Below are 3,332 nucleotides of genomic sequence, written 5' to 3'. Positions count from 1 at the left end.
CAGGGGCCTCGAGGAGTCGAATTCGGCGCGGCGCATCCAGCGCTTCCCGCCCCCACCGAATGGGCGGAGAAGTCAAATCTGGATTCGTGGAAAGGCGTGGGACTATACACTTCCGCCCGAATCTGAAATAAGCCTGTATTTATCCATTTTGGGCCAACAAGCGGCAAGAGTGCTCGCGTCACGAGAAAGTCACACGAGCGCATCCAGCGAGCAGGTCCCGCGCCGCCCCCCACCCCTGGAAGATGCGAGGAGCCGAGATGTCCCAACCCGCGCGCTACCTGAAGCAGAACGTCGTCGCCGAGCCGCTCTACAATCAGTGGTACGCGTGGTGGTTCCTCATCTCGCCCGCGACCGCGCCGCTCTTCGTGGCCAACCACCATGTGAAGATCATGGAGTCGTTCGTGGCCAACCCGGCCGTCCACGTGGCGGCGCTGAAGAGCCCGGCACTGATGGGCGGCCCGTACATCAACTACGGCGTGGAGCGGGCCAGGGACATCCAGGAGTTGCTGCAGCGCACGCTCAAGGAGCAGGCCTCGTCGCTGCGGTTCGCCCAGGCGGTGGCGGAGCTGGACAAGCTGCTGCTCACGGCCAACGGCTTCTCGCTGGAGGAGATGTACAAGAAGGTGCCGGACATCCTGCAGGGCTACGTGGAGCTGACGTACGACCTGAACAACCGGGCCTCGCCGCGCTTCTTCGAGTCGCTGCTCTACCGGGGTCCGCACTACAAGGAGTCGTCACAGAGCCTGGCGATGCGGCTCATCCACGGGGACGCGCGGCCGTACGTCTTCAGCACGCCGCGTCTGGACACGGAGGATGGAAGCATCCACGTGAACGTGCCCTACCGCCACGAGGCGATTGATCGGCTCTTCGCCATGCGGCGCACGCCGGGCGAGGTGGAGCCGGTGCGCGAGGCGCTCGGCATCCAGGGCAAGGACGCCGAGCTCTTCTCCACGTTCTTCACGGAGGAGGCGCCGCGTCCGGCGCCCAGGTACGACGGCCCGGGCGTGCGCATCCGCTACTTCGGCCACGCGTGCGTGCTCATCGAGACGCGCGAGGTGAGCATCCTGACGGATCCGGTCATCAGCTACGACTTCCCCACGGAGCTGCCGCGCTACACCTACGCGGACCTGCCCGAGCACATCGACTACGCGCTCATCACCCACGGTCACGCCGACCACCTGATGTTCGAGCCGCTGCTGCAGTTGCGCTCGCGCATCGGCACGCTCGTGGTGCCCGCGAGCAGCGGAGGAGGCCTGGCGGATCCCTCGCTCAAGCTGATGCTCCAGCACACGGGCTTCCGCCGCGTGGTGGCCCTCAGTGAGATGGAGTCCCTCGAGGTGCCGGGAGGCTCCATCACGGGCCTGCCCTTCATCGGCGAGCACGGGGACCTGAACATCCAGGCGAAGATGGCGCACCTGGTGCAGTTGGAGGGCAAGTCGCTGCTGATGGCGGCGGACTCGAACGCACTGGAGCCGCGCCTGTACGATCATGTCCACGCGCTGGTGGGCGACATCGACGTGATGTTCCTGGGAATGGAGTCGGAGGGAGGGCCGCTGAGCTGGATGTACGGCCCGCTGCTCACCACGCCGCTGCCGCGCAAGATGGATCAGTCGCGGCGGCTCAATGGCTCCAACGCCGAGCGCGCCATCGAGATCGTCCGGCGGCTCAACCCGAAGCAGGTCTACATCTACGCCATGGGCCGCGAGCCGTGGATGGGTCACGTGATGGTGATGGGCTACCACGAGAACTCGCCGCAACTGGTGGAGTCGCGCAAGCTGCTGGACTACTGCCGGGGCAAGGGCGTCACCGCGGATCTGCCGTACGTCCAGTCCGAGATCCTCCTGCCGTGAAGAGAGCCGCCATGCCGCCCTCCACGCCGTCTCCCTCGCTGCCTCCCGGCCCGAAGTCCCGCTGGGTGCTGGACCACGTGTACCAGCACATGAAGGATCCGCTCAGCTTCTTCGTGCGGGAGCGGGAGCGGTACGGGGACGTGGTGACCTTCACCATGGGGAAACACCCGATGGTGCTGCTGAGCCACCCGGACCATGCCAGGCACGTCCTGGTGGACAACGCGGCCAATTACGCGAAGTCACCGGAGGCCAGGCGCAACCGCCGCTTCGGCCGGGGCCTCTTTCCCGCGGACGGTGAGCACTGGCGGAGGCAGCGGCGCATGGCGCAGCCGGCCTTCTCGCGCGAGCGGCTGGCGGGGCTCGTGGACACGCTGGTGGACAGTACCCGGTCGATGCTGGCGCGCTGGGAGGAGCATGCCCGCGGCGGCGAGCCCCTCGAGCTGTTGAGGGAGATGTCGCGCATCACCCTCTCGCAGATGGGCCGGGCGGTGCTCACCGAGGACATGAACGAGACACGGCCCCGCGTGCGCGACAGCATCCGGTTCATCATGACCCATGACAACCGGGACCGTTCGCTGTGGGATCTGATCCGCATCCCCCGTCCGAGCTGGCGGCGCTACACCAACGCGCTCGCCGCGTTGGACGAGATGATCTACGAGCAGATCGCCAGGAGGCGCCAGTCGCCGGGCGAGTGGGACGACATGCTCTCGCTGCTCATGGCGGCCCGGGACGTGGAGACGGGCGAGGGCATGAGCGACGAGCTGCTCCGCGACGAGGTGATGAACCTCTTCGTGGGAGGGCACGAGTCCACGGCGACCGCACTGGCGTGGACGTGGTACCAGATCCACCGCCATCCCCAGGTGGAGCAGCGGATGCGCCAGGAGATCGCCGAGGTGCTGGGCGAGCGCGAGCCCGGTGCGCAGGATCTGCCCAACCTGCGCTACACCACGCAGGTGTTTCAGGAGTCGATGCGCCTGTTGCCGCCCGCGTGGCTGGTGGGACGGGTGGCGATGGGGGCGGACCGCATTGGCGGCTGGGACATTCCACCGGGGACCATGGTGGGAATCTGCACGTACCTGCTGCACCGGCACCCGGACTTCTGGGAGGACGTGGAGACGTTCGACCCGGAGCGCTTCGATCCGGAGCGCGTGGCGAAGCGGCACCGGCAGGCCTACATGCCGTTTGGCGCGGGCCAGCGACTGTGCATTGGCAACCACCTGGCGCAGATGCAGGCCACGGTGGTGCTGGCCATGGGGCTGCGGCGCTTCCGGATGGAGGTGCGGGACAAGTCGGCGCTGGTCCTCAAGGCCGGCCTGACGCTGCGTGCCCGTCACGGCATCCAGGTGCGGCTCGAGTCGCTCCCGGCGAGGGAGAGCACGGCGCGGCAGAGCGTCGGCTGAGGCGGGTGGCGCCAGGGGGCGCCGAGAAAAGCGAAGGGCCTGGAACCATCGGGGGATGTCCCCGAGGATTCCAGGCCCTTCA

Annotated in this window: 2 protein-coding genes; both read left to right on the top strand. The window is 67.5% G+C overall.

The window, feature by feature from the left end; genetic code table 11:
- Positions 1–257: 257 nt before the first annotated feature.
- Complete coding sequence (locus tag JRI60_RS19370; protein ID WP_204227342.1) at positions 258–1,850, top strand: MBL fold metallo-hydrolase; 1,593 nt, start codon at positions 258–260, stop codon at positions 1,848–1,850.
- Positions 1,847–3,250 (top strand): cytochrome P450, encoded by a 1,404-nt coding sequence (locus JRI60_RS19365; protein WP_204227341.1) that lies wholly within the window; start codon positions 1,847–1,849, stop codon positions 3,248–3,250. Before JRI60_RS19370 ends, JRI60_RS19365 begins: the two co-directional genes overlap by 4 nt.
- Positions 3,251–3,332 lie beyond the last annotated feature (82 nt).

This window comes from Archangium violaceum (assembly GCF_016887565.1).
GTDB classification, from domain to species: Bacteria; Myxococcota; Myxococcia; order Myxococcales; family Myxococcaceae; genus Archangium; species Archangium violaceum_B.
The sequence above is the reverse complement of the archived record's forward strand: the minus strand, read 5'-3'. Positions and strand labels throughout refer to the sequence as shown.

Coding starts and splice junctions, on each gene's coding strand:
- JRI60_RS19370 (WP_204227342.1), top strand. CDS start 258: ATGTCCCAACCCGCGCGCTACCTGAAGCAGAACGTCGTCGCCGAGCCG.